At 40.1% G+C, this 17,545-nt stretch carries 15 protein-coding genes; 6 read left to right on the forward strand and 9 right to left on the reverse strand.

Translation table 11 applies throughout. The features are described 5' to 3' along the window. The first annotated feature begins 66 nt into the window (after positions 1–66). A complete protein-coding gene (plsY, locus tag PSF27_RS13755; protein WP_206083683.1) occupies positions 67–723 on the forward strand; it encodes a glycerol-3-phosphate 1-O-acyltransferase PlsY in 657 nt (218 codons plus the stop codon). A gap of 277 nt (positions 724–1,000) precedes the next feature. Then, a complete protein-coding gene (locus PSF27_RS13760) occupies positions 1,001–2,533 on the forward strand; it encodes a methyl-accepting chemotaxis protein (protein ID WP_272539301.1) in 1,533 nt (510 codons plus the stop codon). 59 nt (positions 2,534–2,592) lie between these two features. On the opposite strand, the gene tsaD is transcribed toward PSF27_RS13760, so the two are convergent. Beyond that, complete coding sequence (tsaD, locus tag PSF27_RS13765; protein ID WP_272681686.1) at positions 2,593–3,612, reverse strand: tRNA (adenosine(37)-N6)-threonylcarbamoyltransferase complex transferase subunit TsaD; 1,020 nt, start codon at positions 3,610–3,612, stop codon at positions 2,593–2,595. 329 nt (positions 3,613–3,941) lie between these two features. On the opposite strand from tsaD, the gene rpsU reads away from it, so the two are divergent. From rpsU to rpoD, 3 genes are all read left to right on the forward strand, one after another. After that, positions 3,942–4,157 carry a 30S ribosomal protein S21 gene (gene rpsU, locus PSF27_RS13770; RefSeq protein ID WP_001144069.1) on the forward strand — a complete coding sequence of 72 codons (216 nt, stop codon included), beginning with the start codon at positions 3,942–3,944 and terminating at the stop codon, positions 4,155–4,157. A 169-nt stretch (positions 4,158–4,326) separates the two neighbouring features. Then, positions 4,327–6,072, forward strand: a complete 1,746-nt coding sequence (gene dnaG, locus PSF27_RS13775) for a DNA primase (protein ID WP_206083680.1) — start codon at positions 4,327–4,329, stop codon at positions 6,070–6,072. Between the two features lie 105 nt (positions 6,073–6,177). Beyond that, positions 6,178–8,115, forward strand: coding sequence for an RNA polymerase sigma factor RpoD (rpoD, locus tag PSF27_RS13780; protein ID WP_225818676.1), 1,938 nt, complete (start codon positions 6,178–6,180; stop codon positions 8,113–8,115). A gap of 227 nt (positions 8,116–8,342) precedes the next feature. Here the strand turns inward: rpoD and PSF27_RS13785 are convergent, their stop codons facing one another. The 3 genes from PSF27_RS13785 to PSF27_RS13795 all read right to left on the reverse strand — a co-directional run bounded on the left by PSF27_RS13785 (position 8,343) and on the right by PSF27_RS13795 (position 11,702). Next, complete coding sequence (locus tag PSF27_RS13785; RefSeq protein WP_272681687.1) at positions 8,343–9,806, reverse strand: MFS transporter; 1,464 nt, start codon at positions 9,804–9,806, stop codon at positions 8,343–8,345. A gap of 165 nt (positions 9,807–9,971) precedes the next feature. Next, a complete protein-coding gene (locus PSF27_RS13790; protein WP_272539294.1) occupies positions 9,972–10,370 on the reverse strand; it encodes a hypothetical protein in 399 nt (132 codons plus the stop codon). After that, entirely contained in the window at positions 10,371–11,702 is a 1,332-nt protein-coding gene (locus PSF27_RS13795; protein WP_272681688.1) for an MFS transporter, read from the reverse strand. It abuts the gene before it with no gap. Between the two features lie 100 nt (positions 11,703–11,802). On the opposite strand from PSF27_RS13795, the gene PSF27_RS13800 reads away from it, so the two are divergent. Then, positions 11,803–12,702, forward strand: coding sequence for a LysR family transcriptional regulator (locus PSF27_RS13800; protein ID WP_272681689.1), 900 nt, complete (start codon positions 11,803–11,805; stop codon positions 12,700–12,702). Positions 12,703–12,752: 50 nt separating this feature from the next. Here the strand turns inward: PSF27_RS13800 and PSF27_RS13805 are convergent, their stop codons facing one another. From PSF27_RS13805 to PSF27_RS13825, 5 genes are all read right to left on the reverse strand, one after another. After that, positions 12,753–14,048, reverse strand: a complete 1,296-nt coding sequence (locus PSF27_RS13805; RefSeq protein ID WP_206083674.1) for an MFS transporter — start codon at positions 14,046–14,048, stop codon at positions 12,753–12,755. 93 nt (positions 14,049–14,141) lie between these two features. Beyond that, entirely contained in the window at positions 14,142–14,603 is a 462-nt protein-coding gene (locus tag PSF27_RS13810; RefSeq protein WP_272681690.1) for a RidA family protein, read from the reverse strand. A gap of 9 nt (positions 14,604–14,612) precedes the next feature. Continuing rightward, positions 14,613–15,773, reverse strand: a complete 1,161-nt coding sequence (locus PSF27_RS13815; protein WP_272681691.1) for a M20 family metallopeptidase — start codon at positions 15,771–15,773, stop codon at positions 14,613–14,615. A 15-nt stretch (positions 15,774–15,788) separates the two neighbouring features. After that, the gene (locus PSF27_RS13820) at positions 15,789–16,856 is read right to left on the reverse strand and encodes an alanine racemase (protein ID WP_206083671.1); all 1,068 of its coding nucleotides are present in this window, start codon (positions 16,854–16,856) and stop codon (positions 15,789–15,791) included. An 11-nt stretch (positions 16,857–16,867) separates the two neighbouring features. Further along, entirely contained in the window at positions 16,868–17,527 is a 660-nt protein-coding gene (locus tag PSF27_RS13825) for a helix-turn-helix transcriptional regulator (protein WP_206083670.1), read from the reverse strand. Positions 17,528–17,545 lie beyond the last annotated feature (18 nt).

Genomic DNA, 17,545 nt, shown 5'->3' on the forward strand with positions numbered 1-17,545 from the left:
AGCAAAAATATGCGTATTATCCAAGACTGAAGTGAATATATGGCCTCAATCGTTTTGGAGTTAGCTATGAGTGCAACCGCGCTTGGCATGATAATCTTCGCTTATCTTTGTGGATCAGTTTCCAGTGCAATACTGATCTGCCGTATAGCGAGACTACCCGATCCCCGTCAACACGGCTCTGGTAACCCTGGTGCAACTAACGTCTTACGCGTTGGAGGTAAAGCCGCCGCCGCCGCAGTACTACTTTGCGACGTTTTAAAAGGGATGATCCCCGTTTGGCTGGCTTATTACCTCAATGTACAACCATTCTATCTTGGCTTTGTCGCAATTGCAGCCTGCCTTGGGCATATTTATCCTGTTTTCTTTCATTTCAAAGGGGGAAAAGGGGTAGCAACTGCATTCGGTTCTATCGCGGCTATTGGCTGGGATCTTTCAGGATTAGTTGCAGGAACATGGTTACTCACTGTCCTACTCAGTGGTTATTCATCTCTTGGGGCAATTGTTAGTGCTCTCTTAGCCCCCTTTTACGTTTGGTGGTTTAAGCCTGAATTTACCTTTCCTGTCGCCATGTTATCGTGCTTAGTATTAGTTCGTCACCATGGTAATATTCAACGTTTATGGCGCGGGCAAGAAAGTCGTATTTGGCAGAAATTGAAAAACAAAAAGCAAAAAACGAACAAAGAGATTGCTCAAGAAACCAAAGAGCAAGAACTCGACGACTAAATATTCATTCTTACTTCCTTTAAAAGAGCTGAAATCAGCTCTTTTTTTATACCTAATACTTGCTCAAAGTTTCCTAAAAAGCACCATAAAAATAACAGCAGCGTAAAATCCCTTCCTAAAACTGTACTAGTAGCAATTTGTGCTGTTGTTACATTTTCACTTTAACCAGCGCACACTTTTAAAAAAAAGTTAATTTATTGCAAATTTATTACTAATGAATATTTAAAAGCTGTCGACTATATAAAAGGAAAGCTAAACAATAATAATGGTATTTATCATGAGCAGAACTCCTTATATCACTCAAAATGAACATATCTTAGATGAAGATATTACTCTAATGACAACTAGCGACCTGCAAGGAAACATTGTTCACGCTAATGATTTCTTTGTTCAAGTTAGTGGTTATGAATTAGATGAATTATTAACACAACCCCATAATATTATCCGACATCCTGATATGCCTAAACAGGCTTTTGCAGATATGTGGGCAACACTCAAACAAGGTGAACCGTGGACGGGGATTGTCAAAAACAGACGAAAAAACGGTGACCATTATTGGGTTAGAGCCAATATCATTCCCATGGAGCGCAAAGGCGTTATTACGGGTTATATGTCGATTCGAACTCGTGCTACTCGCCAAGAAATCGCTGCTGTGGAACCCCTTTATGCAGCAATGAATGAAAATAGAAGCCAAAAAAAAATCTTTAAGGGCATTGTGCTTTCCAAAAAATGGCCTTTTCACCTATCTACCCTCTCAACGCGGTGGCGAATTCGACTCACCATAAGCATATTATTTGCGTTTTGGATGGCGATAGCGAGCTTAGCTGGATTGCAAAACCTCCCATTACTCATTGCAAGCTTGTGTACCTTTGCCACCCTATTAATTGGAAATATTATCCTTGAACGAATTCTTGCCACTCCCCTTGAAAACATTATGACTCAAGCACTCGGTATCGCTCGCGGTAACCGTCACAGCGTCAATCATATGCAACGCACAGATGAAATTGGCCAGCTATTACGCTCTGTTGGACAACTTGGCTTGGTCTGTCGTTGGTTAATAAAAGATGTGTCAGAACAGGTGGATAACGTCCGCAAAGGTAGCCAATCCTTAGTTGCTGACTGCAATGAGCTAGATACACACACACTGCGCACGGTGGGTTATATGCAACAAACCGTCGCAACAATGAACCAAATGGCTGTTTCTGTGAAAATGAATGCAGACAACACCATTCAGGTTGACCAGCTGTCAAATGCAACCAGTGAAACGGCAGTGAGTGGAGGCGCGATGATGGAGGCCGTCGTTGGCACCATGGATGAGATTGTTCATAGCACCAGTAAAATTAATTCCATCACTGATGTTATTAAAGACATCGCCTTTCAAACCAACATATTAGCATTAAATGCTGCCGTAGAAGCCGCACGTGCAGGAGAGCAAGGCAAAGGGTTTGCGGTGGTAGCTAATGAAGTTCGCAGTTTAGCCAGCCGCAGTGCTAGCGCCGTCAATGATATCCGTGAATTAATTAATGACTGCGAGAAAAAAGTGAATTCTGGAAAAAATCAGGTGCACACTGCAGGGAACACAATGAGAAATATTGTAGACCAAGTGCAAAATGTGACCCAGCTAATCACGCATATTAGCCAAGCAACATCTGAACAAGCGGCGGGTATTTCTGATATCACCCAAGCGGTGAGCGAATTAGAAACGATTACACAGCAAAGCACACTACTGGTTGAACAAAGCACAGAGACATCTAATATGGTAAAAGACCGTTCGATACGCCTTGAAGAGGCGGTGATTGTTCTACATTAATTTTTGACTCTATAAAAAGGGCTGTTTCATCACAGCCCTTCATTTTGATATGCAGTACTCTATTTTTCTAACGGCGGTAATTCAGCCAGCGGCCAACGTGGGCGCACTGTCACGCCTAAACCTGTCGTTGTACCACCCTTAAGACGAATAAGCCCAGCAAGCGCAATCATCGCGCCATTATCGGTACAAAATTCAGGGCGCGCGTAAAATACTTCCCCACTACGTTGCTTCAGCACTTCTTCCATTTTGGCACGAAGAGCACGGTTAGCACTAACCCCACCAGCCATAACGAGACGTTTAAAGCCCGTTTGCTCAAGCGCACGTTTACATTTGATGGCAAGCGTGTCAACCACGGCATCTTCAAACGCACGCGCGATATCCGAGCGAGTTTGGTCGTCATCTGCATTTTCACGAATGGTATTCGCTGCGAAGGTTTTTAGGCCCGAAAAGCTGAAGTCTAAACCAGGTCTGTCCGTCATAGGCCTTGGAAAAACAAAGCGCCCTGCAGTGCCTTGCTGCGCCATACGGGATAAAACAGGGCCACCAGGGTAGTCTAACCCTAACAGTTTTGCCGTTTTATCGAAGGCTTCCCCTGCCGCATCATCAATGGATTCGCCTAATAGTTCATATTCGCCAATGCCTGTCACACTAATTAATTGTGTATGACCACCAGAAACCAGTAATGCGACAAATGGAAATTCGGGGCTCTTTTCTTCCAACATCGGTGCCAATAAGTGCCCTTCCATATGATGAACAGCAATAGCGGGTACATTCCAAGCAAATGCCAGAGAGCGCCCAACGGTTGCTCCAACCATCAAAGCCCCCACCAGACCAGGGCCTGCGGTGTAAGCAACTGCATCGATGTCTTCACGAGTTAAATTAGCTTCTTTCAGCGCCGCTTGAATCAATGGCACCGTTTTACGAATATGATCACGAGATGCCAGTTCAGGCACCACTCCGCCATAATCTGCATGGACTTTAATTTGGCTATATAATTGGTTGGCAAGTAAGCCAAGTTCGTCGTCATAAATTGCGATACCCGTTTCATCGCAAGAAGTTTCGATACCTAAAACACGCATTCCACTACCCTTGTTTATTTCATAGTCACAAGTCTATCACTATTTTCAGACTATCGCGTAATTTATGTTGCCAAAAGGCTGACTTTCCTTGTTGTATAGTCTATAATCAACCCCCTGTAATAAAAATTTCGTGTGGCTAATTCTCATTATTGTCTGGTTTTGTTTGCTTTTTCATCGAACGAGCTACAAATCAGGTGATCTTGTGTGATTCAATTTTATACGGCACTTTACAAACCCGTACTCATTGAAGTAAAATTCCGCACCATTTTAAATGAAGGCTGGTGAATCCATACCAGCAACAAACCGATTTCTATCGAGGTGAGAGGCACATGCCGGTAATTAAAGTACGTGAAAACGAGCCATTCGACGTTGCACTGCGTCGTTTCAAACGTTCCTGTGAAAAAGCAGGTGTTTTAGCTGAAGTTCGTCGTCGTGAATTCTATGAAAAACCAACGACTGAACGTAAACGCGCTAAAGCATCAGCTGTTAAGCGTCACGCTAAGAAACTGGCTCGCGAAAACGCACGCCGTACTCGTCTGTACTAATTGATTGCGGTGTTAACCGCATTCATGACAGACGATAGCTAATACAAGAATTAAGTCACTCTTATCGTTATTTTTTTCTTGTAGTAGTCATAGCTAAGCAGTTAAAGGCCGTGCTTTCCTAAAGGAAGCGCGGCTTATTATCGTTCATCAACAGGCGAAAAAGAGGCTTATGGCTGGACGAATTCCGCGTTCATTTATCAATGACTTGTTAGCAAGAACTGACATCATTGATTTAGTCGATGCAAAAGTCCCGTTAAAAAAACAGGGTAAAAACCATCACGCTTGCTGTCCGTTTCATAATGAAAAAACGCCTTCTTTTACCGTTAACGGTGAAAGGCAGTTTTATTATTGTTTTGGTTGTGGTGCTCACGGTAACGCTATCGATTTTTTGATGAATTACGACAAACTCGATTTTGTCGAAGCAATTGAAGAACTTTCTGCATTACATGGCCTTGACGTTCCGTATGAAAAAGGAACAGGTACAAGCCAAATAGAATTACATCAACGGCAAAATTTGTATCAGTTGATGGAAAAAATTAACCAATTTTACTGCGCTGCCTTAAATCATCCCTCGGCAAATAAAGCCAAAGATTATTTAAGCCAACGTGGTTTGAGCGCAGAAATTATTGAGCATTTTTCCATTGGTTTCGCTCCCCCAGGCTGGGATAATTTGCTCAAGAAATTCGCAGTAAACCCCGACAGTCGCAAACAGCTTGATGATGCAGGCATGTTAGTGACCAATGATAATGGCCGTGTCTATGACCGCTTTAGAGAGCGCGTGATGTTTCCCATTCGGGATAGACGAGGTCGAGTTATCGCCTTTGGTGGGCGAGTATTAGGGGATGCATTACCCAAATATTTGAACTCGCCAGAAACAGATATTTTCCATAAAGGTCGTCAGTTGTTCGGCCTTTATGAAGCAACACAAAATAGCAGTGAATTAGCGAAGTTATTAGTTGTCGAAGGTTATATGGATGTAGTGGCATTGGCTCAGTATGACATCCGCTATGCGGTAGCATCACTGGGAACCTCAACCACCTCAGAACACATTCAGTTACTTTATCGTTCAACAGATACTGTTATCTGTTGTTATGATGGTGACCGAGCTGGCCGCGAAGCGGCATGGCGCGCATTAGAAACCGCCCTGCCTTATCTGACGGATGGCCGCCAACTACGCTTTATGTTTTTACCTGATGGTGAAGATCCTGATTCATTGGTACGCAAAGAAGGTAAAGAAGCCTTTGAGCAGCGCATGCAAACAGCACAAACGTTATCAGGCTTTTTATTTGATTCACTCGTACCACAAGTTGATTTAACCACCCAAGAAGGGAAAGCAAAATTTAGTAAGCTTGCTATCCCTTTGATTAAACAGATACCGGGTGAGACTTTGCGCCTTTATATGGCGCAAGAGCTAGGAAATTTTATTGGTATACCAGATATTTCTCAGGTTCTTGCTATTATTGATAGAGAGAACACCGAGCAAGTTAATTATCAGGCGCCAAAATTAAAACCGACAACAATGCGAATTCTTATCGCACTGTTAGTGCAAAATCCGAACTTTTCGGAGCTTGTTCCCTCATTAGAGGGAATTGCCCATATCCAAATGCCGGGGCTTTCTCTATTTCAGGAATTGGTCGATGTATGCCGTTCCACCCCCGGAATGACGACTGGGCAGTTGCTAGAGCGTTATCGAGATAATAATTTTTCGAAACAGCTTGAAAAACTAGCAACATGGAACGATATAGAAATAGAGGAGATAGCGGAAAATACCTTTATAGATGCATTAAATCATCTATTTAATAGCGCACTCAGCGAACGTTTCGACTATTTAATGGCGAAAGCTCGCACACAAAGTCTGACCCCGCAAGAGCGCGAAGAGGTGCACTTAATTACGCTGTCGCGAGTAAAAACATAATATAAACCCAAAATAGAATTAGTATATAAAACGGCTTAAGTGCCGCTAAACACAAGGCAGATGCCTGTAAAATGCTGCGAAAATAAAGGGCGTAGCAAATAATAAATATTTCCCTTTGTATGTTCTTGTTGGCCGAATGTTTCGCCGACCGACACCAATCTAAATACTCAGAAGTGTGGATACCGTCTTATGGAGCAAAACCCGCAGTCGCAGCTTAAGCTACTCGTCACCAAGGGTAAAGAGCAAGGTTACTTAACCTATGCTGAGGTCAACGACCATCTGCCGGAAGATATCGTCGATTCAGATCAGATTGAAGATATCATTCAGATGATTAATGACATGGGCATCCAGGTCATGGAAGAAGCACCTGATGCCGATGATTTGATTTTGGCTGAGAATACTTCCGATACGGATGAAGATGCAGCAGAGGCCGCTGCACAAGTTTTATCCAGTGTTGAGAGTGAAATTGGCCGTACTACTGACCCTGTTCGCATGTATATGCGTGAAATGGGGACTGTCGAACTTCTCACCCGTGAAGGTGAAATCGACATCGCAAAACGTATCGAAGATGGGATTAATCAGGTTCAGTGCTCTGTTGCTGAATACCCTGAGGCTATCACTTATCTTCTCGAGCAATACGACCGTGTTGAAGCAGGTGAAAGCCGTCTATCTGACTTGATTACTGGCTTTGTTGACCCTAATGCGGAAGAAGATCTTGCCCCTACTGCCACCCACGTCGGCTCTGAATTACCACAAGAAGAGTTGGATAAAGACGACGATGAAGATGAAGAAGATGAAGACGGCGATGACAGTGATAGCGATGACGATAACAGCATCGATCCTGAATTAGCGCGCCAGAAATTCTCTGATCTTCGTGAACAGTATGAAAGCACACGTCAACATATCAAACAATATGGACGCAGCGATGCAAAAACCGCCGCTGCGATTGAACAACTTTCCGAAGTGTTCAAAGAGTTCCGTTTAGTACCGAAGCAATTTGACTATCTGGTCAATAACATGCGTGAAATGATGGATCGCGTTCGTTTACAAGAACGTACTATCATGAAACTGTGTGTTGAACAGTGCAAAATGCCGAAGAAAAACTTCATCACCTTATTCAGCGGTAATGAAACCAGCGAGACTTGGTTAACAGCAGCAAAAGCGATGAACAAGCCGTGGTCTGAAAAACTGCTTGAAGTTGAAGAAGAAATTCTGCGTTGCCTACAAAGATTACGTCAAATTGAAGAAGAAACTGGCCTGACAATCGAACAAGTTAAAGATATCAACCGTCGTATGTCTATCGGTGAAGCGAAAGCTCGCCGTGCGAAAAAAGAAATGGTTGAAGCGAACTTACGTCTGGTTATTTCTATCGCGAAGAAATACACCAACCGTGGCTTGCAATTCCTTGACCTGATCCAAGAAGGTAATATCGGCCTGATGAAAGCCGTTGATAAGTTTGAATACCGCCGTGGTTATAAGTTCTCAACTTATGCAACTTGGTGGATCCGTCAGGCTATCACGCGTTCAATCGCTGACCAAGCACGTACAATTCGTATTCCGGTTCACATGATTGAAACCATCAATAAACTGAACCGTATCTCTCGTCAAATGCTGCAAGAAATGGGCCGTGAGCCATCGCCAGAAGAACTGGCTGAACGCATGCTAATGCCAGAAGATAAAATACGTAAAGTTCTGAAGATTGCAAAAGAGCCAATCTCAATGGAAACCCCTATCGGTGATGATGAAGATTCACATTTAGGCGATTTCATTGAAGATACGACTTTAGAGCTGCCTTTAGACTCAGCAACATCAGAAAGCTTACGCTCTGCAACTCACGAAGTGTTAGCTGGCTTAACAGCACGTGAAGCGAAAGTTCTGCGCATGCGTTTTGGTATCGACATGAATACTGACCATACTCTTGAAGAAGTAGGTAAACAGTTTGATGTTACCCGTGAACGTATTCGTCAGATTGAAGCGAAAGCACTGCGTAAACTGCGTCACCCAAGCCGTTCAGAAGTTCTGCGCAGCTTCCTTGATGAATAAGAACACGTTATTCGAATAGACAAAAACACCTGCCAAGGCAGGTGTTTTTGGTTGTTGACAAAGCAGGATAAAAGCGTGGTTTTTCCTGCTTTGTGTTATCAGGCGAAAATCAATAAATTGATTTTCCTAGTTTATTTTCAAAACCTATCCAACCTGCAGTCAAACCTAATCGGTTTGTCAGCAGTCTGAAACACCTGCCAAGGCTGGTGTTTTTTTTCAGTGCAATTTTATTTCATCACTTTATTTTTCATCATTAAGCATAACGTTGCCATAATCGCGATTGCACCACCAAACATTGCCACATTGAATCCTGAAACAAAAGCAGAACGCGTCAGTTGTTCAACCAGCAACGATGGCATCGAACCAGAAGAACTATGAATCAAACGTTCGATTTCTTGAGAAGACATCGCGCTATTTAACCTATCATCATGGAGTAATTGGTTCACCGCACGGTGAGTCATTAATGTGCCTAATAGCGCTATCCCTAATGTCATCCCTGTCTGTCTTAATGCATTCATTATCGCTGATGCAATGCCTGAATACGCTTTTTCAACACTCGCCATCACTAAAGCACCAATTGCAGGCGTCGACATCCCCATTCCAGCACCCAAAACGAATAATATCAATGCAATGGGCAGATAATTCGTTTCAGAATTTACCTGCGTAAATAACAATGATGCACTTGCGATTAAAATAAATCCAACAACCATTAAATTACGTACACTTAAAAAACGGGATAATTTGCCAAATGAAAATGAAAATATCGCCATCGCAATAAATTCTGGCGCCATACGGAGTCCCGCTTCAAAAGCACCCCACCCCTGGCCTTTTTGTAAGAATAGCGCGATAAAAAACACATTGCTGTAGGTGGCAAAACCCAGAGCAAAAGAGGCCATATTATATTGAAAGAAAAAAGGGTTTGTTTTAAAAAGGAAAAAAGGGAGTAATGGTTTCTCCACCCGTTTCTCTACCCAAATAAAGGCTAAAGCCGCTACTGTAAAAATAGCTAATCCACTTTGCGTGAAATAATTTCCCCAGCCTTTATCCCCCGCTTCAATTAAAGCAAAAGTAACACTACCTAACGCCACAATACTCAATAGTTGCCCTAAAGGATCAAAAGCGGCTTTCTCGGGATCGGCACTTTCATTGATCCCGATCCACCCTAACAATAGGGTCAGTAAACCAATTGGAATGTTGATTAAAAAAATCGTCATCCAATTAAAGGTATCAACCAAAAACCCCCCTAATATTGGGCCAATAATTAATGAAAGCGCGCTAACTGCTGACCAAATTCCAATAATTTTAATCCGTTCAATATCGTTGCTAAAGGCTTGAGTGATAATTGAAAGCGCACCAGGGATCAATGCTGCAGCTGCTATCCCTTGGATAACTCGGCCAATAATTAGCATCTGAGAAGATACTGAAAATGCACAAATTGCAGAGCCTAAAGTAAAGATCACAATTCCTATTAACCACACTTTTTTGCGTCCATAGCGGTCACTGATAGGGCCAACAGAAAGGATCAATGCAGATAGACATAGCGCATATGCATCAATAATCCACTGTAACATCGACAGACTCGCCCCAAGATCTTCACCAATTGCAGGGAGTGCCACATTCACGATGCTGATATCCAATGTTGCCATAAATGTGCCTAAACACACGGCAACGATCAAAAATAATCGTCTCATTTCATCTACCTCATCTTCGTTATGACTACATCATAGAATATGACCGACCGACGGTCAATTAAAATGAGAATGAATATCATTACCTATAAAATCAGCGAGTAAATTATTTTCTACTAAACATAAAAAACGGCCTAATCAGCCGTTGTTTATTAATAAAGGGAAAAACTAGCTATTTAAAACAGGGGTTTCATGCAGATATTCCCAATAACATTGGTTATCGACAACTCGAATACAGACTGTCGATGTCCTTAATGTTGTGAGCCCTTCATTTTCTTGTCGTTCCTGATATTGAATCCAACACCTTTCGCCAGCTTCAAATAACGGAATAACCTCAAATGGTACTGTCAGAAATGAGGGTTTTGCACCGACATTTTCGCTAAATAGCCCTGCCACCTCAGTTAAGCCAATTCGGTGCCCACCGATGGTGACCATTTTAAAGTTTTCAGTAAAACTAGCTAATAATGGAGCAATACTTTTATCACTATTGCGCCCCGTGAAAACATCTTCAATTAACACATGTATATCGACAACGCTTTGCAGTGCCTTTTGCATTGAATCACGCATTTATTTTTCCTTACTGACTGAAATTAATGAAAATAGCCCAAGAATAGAAGCAATTAAAAAAGTATATTGGTAGTTAGATAGCTGATCCGAAGATGGCATTAGACTAAATATTGAAATTAAAACGACAGCACCTACGCTGAAAGCGACTTGGCGATTAATATTCCACAGCACACTTCCTTGCAATAAATCTTTATCTTTGAAATCCATCAGTGAACTGATTTGGGCTATATTTGCACTTAATCCGCCCCCCATACCCATCAATAAATACGCCATCACCAACAAACTTAATTGTGCTGAACTGGATACCCAATAAAGCAAAAATATTCCCAAGCTATGCAATACAATACCGAGAACAAATAAACATTTTTTCCCTATACGAAAATAAAGGCGCCCGCCAGAAACCATCGAAACAACAGCTCCTGCCGCATACAAAATCATAAATAATCCTGTTTGCCCTGCATTAAAGCCCAAATTAATTTGTAAGTTAAAAATATTGAGCAAATTTACCCCAGTAAAAATACCAGGCACTGCGTAATAAACAATAAAGGCATTACGCAAGTTACTATTTTTTAATAACTGAAAATTTAAAATAGGTTCGCGGCATTTTTTGGCATAGCTAAGGTAAAAAATAAATACCACAACTGAGCTAAAAAAACTGGTAAGAGCCAATGCAACACTGTGATAATCGTTATACAGCGAAAAAGACAATAACAAACAAAGTAAACTAATACTGACCATTATCAGGCCGAAAATATCTGGTTTTTCTCGTGATGCTTGCCCATCATTTTTTATCCAACCCCAAGCAAGCACTGCCGTTAATAAAGAAAATGGGATATTAGAATAAAAAATCCAATGCCAAGATAACGAATCAATAATTACGCCACCAATCGCTGGCGAAAAAGCAGGAGCAATAAGTGCCACTGTCATAATTAATGTCGATATACGTTGGCGATCGTTATTGGGAAATAACGCAAAAACGAGCGCTTGCCCTACAGGAATTAATAACCCACCAGCCATTCCTTGGACAAAACGCCAAAAAATCAAACTATAAATAGACTGGCTTGAACCACTTAGCCACACTGCAAGTGTGAAAAGTAACATTGAATAACACAGTAGTTTTTGATTACCAAACCGCCCCGCTAGCCACAAGCTGATCGGCATCACTAGCACTAGCCCTAAAATATACGCATTCGCAACCCATGCCACCTGTGATTGGCTAGCCGAAAATGATGATGCGATATCAGGCAATGCAATTGCTGACATAAAAATATTAATACAATCAATAAAGAAACCGAGTAAAAACACGGTCGCAATTTTATAACGATAAGACATACCCCCCCCTATAGCGGCAAAGAGTAAGGATTACTCCTTTCTTTGTCGATACAAGAGAAGTAAAATCATTGTTTAATAAAACAAAACAATAAATATCATTATGCAAAAGAATTTAAAAAAAATTATCAGTTTTCTTCAGGTCGTAGATTCAGGCTCTTTCACCAAGGCTGCGGATATTTTAGGGCTAAGTCGCTCAATGGTCAGTGTTGACATAAAGCAATTAGAAACTGAGTTAAATGTGAGTTTACTAACGCGAAATACCCGCAATATAGCCCTAACCGAGGTTGGGAAACATTTTTACGAAGACTTTAAACATATTCAAAGTCAAATTAATGAGGCCTTTGAAAAGAGCCAGAATTTAGGTACTAATATTTCAGGCTTATTACGCTTTTCATCAACAAGTGAATTTGGTCAACGTTTTATTCTTCCCTTGCTTCCTGAATTTTGCCGCCTTTATCCTAGGTTAAAATTACAATATTCCATCAATTCATCTCTAGATGATTTAATTACAGAAAAACTTGATGTCTCTATTCGACTTGGTAATTTAAAAAGCTCATCACTCAAAATGAAAAAATTAGGTGACTACAATATTTATTTGGTTGCTAGCCCTGAATTTGTTCAAAAATACCAAATTAATCAGGTTTCTGACCTTGCACTCGTACCTTGGGTGAATCATTCGCTGTTAAATTGGCAAGATACCCAATATGTTATGCAAAATAACTGTGGAGAAAACTTCAGTATTCCCTCAATAACAAGTCAATATGAGTCCAACTCCGCTGCAGTTATCCACCAAATGGTATTAGCCTCTTTAGGCATCGCTATTTGCCCTGCTTGGCTGGTGAATGAGGATTTAAACGCTAAACGTTTAGTCCGCGTTCTTCCTGAATACCATTTACCCAAGCAAAACATTCAACTACTTTACCCGAGCACTTCTGTTTTACCCGCTAAGACACGGACTTTTATTGATTATTTGGTATCCAACATTCGAATTGAATCGTAAAAAAACCACCGATATTGGTGGTTTTTCAATTTATAACTACCCCTTAAAACTTAAGCATTCTGTAGCTGCATCTCAGCTGGATCTTTAATAGGTTCATTCACAAAGAAGAAATAAACCAACGATGCTAAAAATGCCACTGTTGCACATACAACTAATGCCAGCGTAAATGAGTGTGTTTGGTCAACAATAATACCTGTGACAATCGGTGCAAATGAACCACCAATAAAGCCACCGAAATTCTGAATCCCACTAACAGAAGTAATTAGACGTGAAGGAACCGAAACTAAAATGAGTCCCCACGCAGATGTCCCAGCAAAGTGAATAGAAAACAGCGCCATACTAATGCATGCAACTGCTGAGAAAGTGCTGTCTGTATATGCCGCGGGTAATGTAAATATTGCTGCAGATAATAGCCCTAAACAAATCATCCATTTACGGCTTTTCATTTTATCTGCGCCACGTTTAACAACATAGTCTGCAACAACACCATTCACTAACATACCTAATGCACCAAATAAAAACGGTATAGCAGCAACCCAACCTGTTTTTTCTAGGCTTAAACCACGTGAACTCTCTAAATATGCAGGCAACCAAGTTAAATATAACCAAACCATGTAACCCACACCATTAAAACCGATAATCATTCCCCATAATGAGCGTTGTTTAAATAAAGATGCCCATTCTTTAAAAGAAACTTTATTGGATGATGAAGGCGGAGCCCCATCATTTAAATAACTTAATTCTTCTTCAGTTAAATCTAATTGCTCACGGTTACGATAGAAAATGAACCATAGGATTGAAAGAATGATACCGCTGATACCAATAATAATAAACATGGTACGCCACCCAAACGCTAGCATTAACGCAATTAATAATGGTGGAGCTAATGCTTGTGCGAGTGTAGAGGACATATTAACAATCCCCATTGGTAAACCACGCTCACGAATATTATACCAGTCATTAACAACTTTAACGCCTGTTGGTAGATGAGGTGCTTCACCAATACCTAAGAAAACACGCGCAATGATTAAGTGAGTAAATGATGATAATAAGCCTGTAACAGTCTGAGCTAACGACCATAAAAATAAGCCAAAACCATAGATTTTTTTAACACCAAAACGTTCCATGACCATGCCTATTGGCAACTGGCATAATGCATAACCAAACGAGAAGACTGACAATAGCAGCCCCATTTGTGTTGCACTAAATCCTAATTCTTTACTTATTGTAGAGTTTGCAATAGAAAGAGATGCTCTATCTAAAAAGTTAATGATACCTGCTATCAGCAAGAATGTGAGCGCAATAAATTGCCAGCGCTTTAGTCTTTTACTCGCATGTAGTGACATAATTAAGTACCTTTAAGACGTAACAGGACCCTGCGGAATAATATTTACTCCGCAGATTTATTTTATTAATAATCTTTATTTTTTATCTATTATTTACGACTTTAATTTTAATATCAGTTCTATTTCTACTGGCGTATCAAAAGGCAATGTATTTGTGCCTATTGCTGAACGCGCATGCTTACCTTTATCTCCAAGTATTTCAATTAAAAAATCTGAAGCCCCATTCATAACTTGAGGCTGATTTTTAAAATTATCTGCGCTTTGTACAAATCCGAGTAACTTAATACATTCATCAATTTTATCTAGATCACCTAAATAAGCTTTCAATGATGAAAATATATTGATAATACATTGCTTAGCAGCTTCTTTTCCTTCCTCCACTGAGAGATCTTTTCCCAGTGTTCCTGAATAAAGTAATTTGCCCTCTTTTTGACAGTCATGCCCTGATGTATAAAGTAAATCGCCATATTGCTTAATTGAAACATATGAAAACTTAGGAGCCCCTGGTGTGGCTAATGTAATTCCTTTTTCTTCTAGTTTCTTTTCAATATTCATTAATTATTCCTATTTATTTAGCAATATATTTGCCATGTCATAATAAATTTCTGCTGCAAGGTACAATTCGCTTATTTCAACAAACTCATCCTTAACATGTGCTTGAGCTAAGCCCCCAGGCCCTATAATTAGTGTTGGAATTTTGCTCGTCACAGAGAAAAAAGGTGCTTCACATGTTGCTTCAAATATCTGTGGCTGTACTGTTTTTTCTGCAAAACGACTGACTGTTTCTAAGGCTACCTGAGTGAGTTCATGGTCAACAGGAATATCTGATGCAGGAATAAACAAGTAATTATCTAAATGATATTCAACTTCTTCACCTTGGTTATATTCCGCAATTGCTTGGTGAATTTTTTGCTCAATCTTATGTTTATCTTCTCCTGGAACTAAACGCCTATCAATTTCAATATCACAATGTTGAGGTACAATATTTGGTGCTGTTCCCCCATTGATCGTGGTAATAATCATGGAAGCCTTACCTAACAATTGATGCTCTATTTCTTCAACAGAAGCACGATGTTGTTCTAATGCTGGTAGTATCTTTGCCATTTTAGAAATTGCACTATCTGGATACCGTGTTTTTGCTGCATGCCCCGCAGTTCCTTTTGTGCTCAGGTTATAACGACTGACTCCTTTATGCGCAATACAAACATCAAGTGAGGTTGGCTCGCCAATGATGGCGTAATCAGCACTAACTCCATCTTTAATATAGTGCAACATACCCAGATTAATTCTTTCTTCGTCAACATTAAAAACTAACGTTAAATCCCCTGAAAATACATCTTGGTTGCGCTTTAATAAAGTCGCAGCATACATCATAGCGGCAACCCCTGATTTCATATCAGCGGCACCACGACCGAATACTTTGCCATCTTTAATTACGGGTTCAAAAGGTTCAGTACTCCAACCACAGCCACAAGGAACCACATCAATATGTCCGTTAAATAAAAGATGTTTCCCTTTTCCTGTTCCCTTCAAATGGGCAATAACATTTGGCCTACCAGGAGCAACTTCTTGCATCTCAACATCAATATTTTCTTGTTTAAAATAATGATATATAAATTCAGCAACCTGCTGTTCTTCTCCTGGTGGATTTTCAGACTTATGCTTAATTAAGGCGCAAAGAAGCTCAAGCAACTCATTTTGTTGCTGACTATTTAATTTATACATTTTATTCTCCGATAATTAATATCGTGCGTCTGGTGTAATAATATGGTCTATTTCATTATTATTTAATGCGTATATTTTATTTGTTAAGTTTGGAATAACACAGCTATGGTTTGGAATAATATTTAATATATCTCCGATATTTAATTTTACTATCTCTGGATCATAACGAAGATAACCATGCTCTTCATTGAGTTTAACTAATTTAATATTTGGGTCTTCTACAATATAACCAAACCCAGCTTCTGCAGATTGATCTGAAGTTAATGTTTTCGTTCCTGCATCAACTGTTGCATAACCAGGAACAGGAATACTAACTATTGTTGTTCGGATGGTTAATGCACAATCTTTCGGTGTATAAATCCCCCCATAAATCGCATTCATATCACCGAAAATAAAATTACCCGCTCTCGATTCTGTAATCCCTTTTAATTCATCCGCATAAAAAGATGAGAGCGTTGAACCACCAGATGTACGTTGAATATCAATACCAATCGCTTCTAGCCTTTTTTGACATAATAACAGAAGCTCAGCCTCCGCTTTTGCGGCTTTGCGAATTTCAGGTTCTGTGCGATATTGGTAAATAGTACCCGCATAAGTAAACACACCTATTATTTTTAAATTGGATAGTTTTTGTATTTCTAATGCAAATGGCTCTAAATCTTCAAGTTGGATACCTTCACGATGTGCACCATAATCTACCGCAATATAAACTTCGACAATTTCATTTCCTTGAGTCGCCGCGGATGATAATTGCTTCGCACCTTTTACACTATCAACAATAGTCCTTAAATTAACGTACTTTGCTAACTCAACAAACTGTTGGCATTTTTCTTCTCCAACCATGGGGTAAGCTAAAAGAATATTTTCTATCCCACCTTTTGCCATGATGGTTGCTTCATGCAATGTGGCACAAGTTATCCCTTTAGCGCCACATTGTATTTCAAACTTAGCCAACTCTACTGATTTGTGTGTTTTGATATGTGGCCAATGTTCGATTCCCTGCTGTGTTAACTTGCCTGTCATGCCCCTGACATTTTTTTCAAGTTGCTGTAAATCCAACGCAACATAAGGCGTAATTGGCATAAAAACCTCTCTTATTCTTCATTATTGTCTTCCCCTTTTAATTCGCCCAAATAGGTATAAAGGGTATATTTGGAAATATTTAAAAACTCACAAATTTTCTCGCCTGCTTTTTTAATTAAAAAAGCACCTCTATCATCAAAGAATTTAATGGCATCCATTTTTTCTTTTTTCGTCATGTTGATAACAGGTACTTTTATAACTTGCATGCATTCCTGAATTAGATGATCCAAAATTTCATTTACGTCTGTCACAAACACTTCTTTGATTGGATCTTGCTCAACACTGTTTCTCTGGGTGATCCCCTGAATGGCTTTTTCCGCAGCAATAAACTCTGATATATCTTGGTTAATACAAAGAGCCCCAGACACTTTGCCATTTTCGTCACGTAAATAGATGGATGTTGAACGTAACATTTTCCCGTCTTTTGTTTGGGTGAAATAATTGTACTTATCACCATCCACATCTGTTCCACGTAACACTTCAAGCCCTAAATTACTACTTGGGTCGCCCACTTTTCGCTTAGTGACATGCCCATTGATAATCGCAACGATGCTGCTTTCAAGACCTTTACTATGGTCATGCAATACCACCTCACAATTCTCACCAAATTGACCTGCAATACCTTTCATCACAGCCAATAACATTTCAAAGTTGTCTTGGATTATTTTCATTTTCTACCAAACTTATTT

The organism is Providencia sp. PROV129 (assembly GCF_028482245.1).
Lineage (GTDB): Bacteria > Pseudomonadota > Gammaproteobacteria > Enterobacterales > Enterobacteriaceae > Providencia > Providencia vermicola.